This window comes from Phormidium pseudopriestleyi FRX01 (assembly GCF_017313335.1).
Lineage (GTDB): Bacteria > Cyanobacteriota > Cyanobacteriia > Cyanobacteriales > Laspinemataceae > Laspinema > Laspinema pseudopriestleyi.
The window spans coordinates 1-5,799 of sequence record NZ_JAFLQW010000028.1; the positions used below are offsets into that span (position 1 = coordinate 1).

The 5,799-nt window shown below is 45.2% G+C and carries 6 protein-coding genes; 4 read left to right on the forward strand and 2 right to left on the reverse strand.

Annotated elements, in window-relative coordinates:
- Positions 1-250 precede the first annotated feature (250 nt).
- Positions 251-706 (forward strand): response regulator, encoded by a 456-nt coding sequence (locus J0895_RS00980; protein WP_207086282.1) that lies wholly within the window; start codon positions 251-253, stop codon positions 704-706.
- A 184-nt stretch (positions 707-890) separates the two neighbouring features.
- On the opposite strand, the gene glgA is transcribed toward J0895_RS00980, so the two are convergent.
- On the reverse strand, positions 891-2,366 hold the full coding sequence (gene glgA, locus J0895_RS00985; protein ID WP_207086283.1) for a glycogen synthase GlgA: 1,476 nt from the start codon (positions 2,364-2,366) through the stop codon (positions 891-893).
- Positions 2,367-2,555: 189 nt separating this feature from the next.
- The gene (locus J0895_RS00990; protein ID WP_207086284.1) at positions 2,556-3,407 is read right to left on the reverse strand and encodes a WYL domain-containing protein; all 852 of its coding nucleotides are present in this window, start codon (positions 3,405-3,407) and stop codon (positions 2,556-2,558) included.
- 257 nt (positions 3,408-3,664) lie between these two features.
- Here J0895_RS00990 and J0895_RS00995 point away from each other — a divergent pair, with 257 nt between their 5' ends.
- From J0895_RS00995 to cas3, 3 genes are all read left to right on the forward strand, one after another.
- The gene (locus tag J0895_RS00995) at positions 3,665-3,955 is read left to right on the forward strand and encodes a nucleotidyltransferase family protein (protein WP_207086285.1); all 291 of its coding nucleotides are present in this window, start codon (positions 3,665-3,667) and stop codon (positions 3,953-3,955) included.
- A complete protein-coding gene (locus tag J0895_RS01000; RefSeq protein ID WP_207086286.1) occupies positions 3,952-4,299 on the forward strand; it encodes a HepT-like ribonuclease domain-containing protein in 348 nt (115 codons plus the stop codon). Before J0895_RS00995 ends, J0895_RS01000 begins: the two co-directional genes overlap by 4 nt.
- Before the next feature lie 160 nt (positions 4,300-4,459).
- The coding region (cas3, locus tag J0895_RS01005; RefSeq protein WP_207086287.1) for a type I-D CRISPR-associated helicase Cas3' at positions 4,460-5,799 on the forward strand (1,340 nt) is incomplete at its 3' end.

Consider the following 5,799-nt stretch of genomic DNA (forward strand, 5'->3'; position numbering starts at 1 on the left):
ATCAGCATCCACAATATGACTGATCCCATCGGAGATATTTTATTAGCTTGACGCCGGAAGCCCCGCGCCATACCTGTACTCAGGTTGGTGTCGGGATGGATAGGCGGTCAATCGATGGGACTCAATATTTTACTTTACTATACCCGCTCAAAAAATAGAAGAAAATACCTTGATAGAAGCTCCCAAATTATAACTGAACCTAATTTTTATACCTCAACCCTCAACCTAAAATCTGAGCGTGACCCCAACTATGAATTCAGCCCTAAACCCTCATACTATTTTAATCGCGAATGACGATTCCTCCTTCTGTCTCCTGATTGAAGAAGCCTTTCACGAAGTTCGCGCCAACCTTACCCTATTTTTTGTAGAAGATGGAAAGCAACTCCTCGACTATCTGTATCGGCGCGGTCCTTATCAAGACCCCCTCAATTCGCCTGTTCCCGACCTCCTTTTGCTCGATCTAAATATGCCCAAACTCGACGGACGAGAGGCATTAGTCCAAATTAAATCTGACCCCAAACTCAAGACAATCCCCATTGTTATCCTGAGTAGTTCCTATCATGAAGAAGATATCTCTAAATGCTACAATGCCGGTGCTAACTCTTTTATCGTCAACCCCTTAACCTTCGACCAATTGGCAGTTGCCATGCAAAGCTTATGTAACTATTGGTTATCCGTCGTCTCCCTTCCCCCGAAAAAAATATAAGCCCGAGATTCATCCCAGTCAATACCCCAAATCCACAGACTTGCCTGAATTCACCTAACCTTATGAAAGAGCCCATATATAAAAAAAACACCTATTTCGGGTCAGAAAACATGAAGTTTTACCTGACCCTACATCGGTATAGGCGGTTTCTTCCCCCTCGCTTCGTCGGCGTAATTTCCCGTGATTATTTATGCAGGATGGATTCGTAAATCTCTACATAATTTTTCCCAGGATAATTCCATGAGTAGTCATATTCCATACCTTGAATTGCTAATTGCTCAAACTCTTTCGGTGACTCATACCACAAATCGATCGCCCGATTCATGGCCGACTCCACCGCCTCGAAATCGGTTTCATAGAACACATAGCCATTGCGTTTTTCCGGTGGCTTATTCTGGTCATAATCTCGGTCAAATACCGTATTCACCAATCCGCCAACCCCGCGCACAATCGGAACTGTGCCATATTTAAAACCAATCATCTGGGTTAACCCACAGGGTTCATAATTACTTGGAACCAGAATCATATCCGACCCGGCATAGATGAGATGGGATAACTCTTCATTAAAGCCTAACTCTAAATGACAGTCGGGATTATCATTTAAGAAATTTTTTTCATGCCAAAAATGGTCATTAATTGCTGGTTCCGTGGCTGAACCCAGGAGGACAAACTGTGCACCTTTACTCAAGGCATAATACATGGCGTGGTGAACTAAATGCACACCTTTTTGTTGGTCAAGTCTGCCAATATAGGCCACAATCGGCTTATTTTCATCCCGGAGCAACAACTGCGATCGCAGGGCTTGTTTAGCCTTTTGTTTTTCCTCAAAGTTGTCAATACTGTAATGACAAGGAATGTAGCGGTCTGATTCCGGATTCCAAAAGCCATAATCAATGCCATTGAGCACCCCGGTAAATTTATCCTGATGCAAATGCAAAGTATGACCTAATCCAGAACCCACCTCGGTATAATGCGCTTCCCAAGCATGGTGAGGAGAAACCGTGGTAACTGCATTAGAATAAATAATCCCGCCTTTCATCAGGTTAATCGCAAAGGGATTGAAATTATCCTGGAGGCGATCATGTTGGAAGTAATAAGCCTCTTGATTGAGCCCTGTTCCCTTGAGCACCTCAGAACCCGCCAAACCTTGATGTTTAAAGTTGTGAATCGTGTAGCAAACTCGCTGATTCCACATCCCATTATACTTGTATATTTCGTACAACAAGACCGGAATTAAACCTGTTTGCCAGTCGTGACAATGGATGACATCGGGTCGCTTATTACTTCTGAGGAGAAACTCTAAAGCCGCCTTACTAAAGAACGCAAAGCGCATATTATCATCACTGCAACCGTAGTAACAACCACGGTTAAAGAAATTATCCTCGCAGTGGGGTTCAATAAAGAAGCAAACGCGCCCGTGGACCCATCCACAATACACCGAACAGTGCACAGCCCCCCCATACCAAGGCACAAACAAATCCCGATAGGCATCATGAAGGCCCCAAATATGGTCATAACGCATACAATCATATTTGGGCAGAATCAGTTCCACCGTATGACCCTGATTCTCTAATTCCCGGCTTAATCCATAAACCACATCCCCCAATCCGCCGGATTTGATTACCGGGGCGCATTCCGAGGCAATCTGTACGATGTACATTTTTACTCCTCACGTTACAAAACTTAATTTTATCTCTGCTTTTATTGATTAGCAGCAATCCGTCAATTTTGGCAAGTGCCTGTTTCACGAATTGGAAACAGGCAAGGGGACTTTTTGGCTCTAGGGAGAGACTTTGAGAAGATGGAGTCACGCGGATGGCCCCATTCCTCTCTAGTATGGGGGCAATGGCTAGGAATTTTCATAGCGCTGGCAAATCCCCAGAAAGGTTTCCCGGAGGCGATCGCGCACAGACTGGGGTGCTATGACCATCATATCCGGTGCTTCTCGCTTGACTTCTCGGATAAACCAGTAGGTACTGGAGATGCGACGCACCACCTGCTTGACCTGATTTTCTAACCAGTCTGCCGAGATATCCCCAGGTTTGGGTTTATAAGCAAAGGCTAATCGATTGCACAAGTGGATTTTCACCGCTATCTGAGCAAGCTGGGGACGCCACGGGCCCTTTATCGGGAAGATGGCGGCTTCAGGAATGCGGTCTAAACGCAAACACCAGTTATGCATGAGTTTTGGGATGTCCAGATTGCCTTCGGTTTCCTCGCACCAACAATCGAGATATTGCCGTTCTTCATGCCGGTTAATCTGGGCGTGACGAACGGTGAAGGTCCACAGGCGTCCGGTTGCGTCTTGATAGGAGAGTTGAAAGGGTTGCTGGCGGAGGATATAGCGATCGAGTTCGATGCGCCAAGGGTGAGGGGGAGTCTCCAGAAAGCGCTCAATTTTGTTGCGGAGGGGGATAGAGAGTTCGCTTCGTTCTTGCAACAGTTGGGCGATCGCCTGCGCCTCCAAAATCCTCCCAGCATCGGTGAGAGCATCTAAGGCGCAGTCGAGGGCTTCTATACGGGTATTTGACCAGTCATTATTAGGGGCAATCTGAAGCTCACGACGAGCGATCGCCTCCACCAGTCGGGTAATATTCGGGCGATCGCCCCACGTCATCCCCAGTTCTATCGCGAGTCCTTGCAACCGGATTTTATCTCGTTCTGAAATTGACAGGGTTATGGATTCAGCTTTGCGGCTCATATTTTATACGGACACTTTATCCGGGTAAGGTCTTGTCAGTTTCTATTTTCAGTGGCAACATAAGAAATAGCAATAGGGTACGGACACAAAAAACTTATGTCCAATTATGGCATTCTTCTCAAACCGATTCAATCCCTGAAAGGTATTGTACGGATGCTTGGAGAGCTTACTTAGCATTAACATCTGAGAAAACCAGCACAGAGTTACCGATCTGTTTCTGATTACACAAGTTCAGACGTAAAGGGAATCGATCACTTATGAATTTTGATGAATTATTGCGGGATAAACGGGAAGAAATCTTGAAGATTGCAGCCAAACATGGGGCCTGTAATGTCAGGATTTTTGGTTCAGTAGCGCGAGGAGAAGCCGATCGCGACAGCGATATCGATTTTCTCATTGATTTAGGTGAAAACCTTAGCCCTTGGTTTCCGGTGCGCTTGATTCGGGAATTAGAAAGTAGCCTGGGTTGTAAAGTCGATGTGGTGACAGAAAAGGGATTAAAAGAGCGAATTCGAGAACGGGTATTACAAGAGGCGGTGCCACTATGAGAGACGATCGCGAACGGTTGAGAGATATGCTGGAGGCGATCGCCAAAATCGAGAAATACACTCGCCGAGGCAGAGAAGTTTGTCAAGAAGACGAACTGATTCAAACCTGGATCCTTTATCATTTACAGATTATTGGTGAAGCATCGGCAGCGATGTCTGAGGCAACCCGCGCCCGACATCCAGAACTTCTTTGGCAGGATATGAGCGATTTTAGAAATGTTTTAGTTCACGAATATTTCCGAATCGACGTGGATATTATTTGGGCGATCGTTCAGGGAGAGTTGCCAACATTAAAAAATCAGATTGAAACAATTTTGCTAGATAATCCTAGGAAATTGTTATGAAAAGAAATTGCTAGAACCAGGAAGCCAACCTCTGGGTTTGAAGAGGACATTAATCCCCTCAATACCGATAGATAAGGATGCACTTAACTATCATTTTTGAGAATGCCTAACGCTTACTTTCTTAGGCTTCTATCGTAACTTTAATTATCTCCAGGTACTTATGTCCAATTATTGCCTTGTTCTCAAACCGATTTACTCTTGTCCTGCCTCGAAAGTGCCGAAAGACATGGAACTGCCTACGGGTTGGGGACTTTCCTGGCATCAACTGGAGACCTTTAAGGCGATTCAAGACCCCAATATTGATGTGGTTTTCAATACAGCGATGACGGGGGACGGCAAAACCCTAGCAGCTTTTCTGTGCATTTTGTATGGATACATAGCGGCAGTCGCTCTGTATCCCACCAACGAACTCGCACGAGATCAGGAGGGACAAATTGGCGGATATACTCAGACATTGCAACTCTCCCAGGAACCGCGCTTGTCTCGTTTGAGTGGAGAATTGTTAGAAATTTATGCAGAAACCGAGGGATTGCGGAAAAGTGCGGCGATTCAAACTCGCGCCAGTCAATCGGAGATTTTGTTAACGAATCCAGATATCTTTCATTACCTGCATCGCGGTGCATATCTCACCAAAAATTCTAGTCCCGATAGTTTGTGGAATCGTCTGGATAAACATTTCGATTTGTTTATTTTTGATGAATTCCATGTTTTCAGTACACCACAAATTGCCAGTGTTATTAACACCCTGCTGTTGATTCGCTGTACCAATCGGCGCAAAAAGTTTCTGTTTCTGTCGGCAACTCCCAATGAGGATTTACTGAACCGATTAAAATTGGCTGGATTTCGCTGTTGCGAGATTAACCCCGTCGCTGAAAATAAGTATCGTTTTCCTGATAGCGAGGAAGAGTGCCACAAGTTGGAATCGGGTGGATGGCGGCAAGTATCGCGGCCAATTCAGTTAGAGTTTATTTCCCTAGAACCGACGATTAAAGCGTCAGAAACCTGGTTGCGAGACAACTGTCAGTTAATATTATCGCACTTTGAAGAGCATCCCGGGAGTAAAGGTGCGATCGTTCTGAATTCCATTGCCGCAGTCAAACGCCTGATGCCGTTTTTCCGAGAATTGCTGACACCGTATGGGTTAGTGGTAGCGGAAAATACGGGATTAACGGGGAAAGAACAGAAAGAGCGATCGCTGTTTGCAGATTTAGTTTTAGGAACCAGTACGATTGATGTCGGGGTGGATTTTAAAATTAATTTACTGATTTTTGAATCTGCGGACGCCGGGAGTTTTATCCAACGATTAGGACGATTGGGAAGACATAATGGCTATGAAAAAGATGGCAAAACCGTTACGTTTGAAAAGTTTATCGCCTATGCCTTATCGCCGAACTATTTAGTCGAACGGTTGTTTCAGGGAGATTCGCCACCATTGGCATCGGGGGAAAGCTGCGATCGCGTCTTCTTTCATGAGACGATTCGGGAAAATTACCGTCAAAT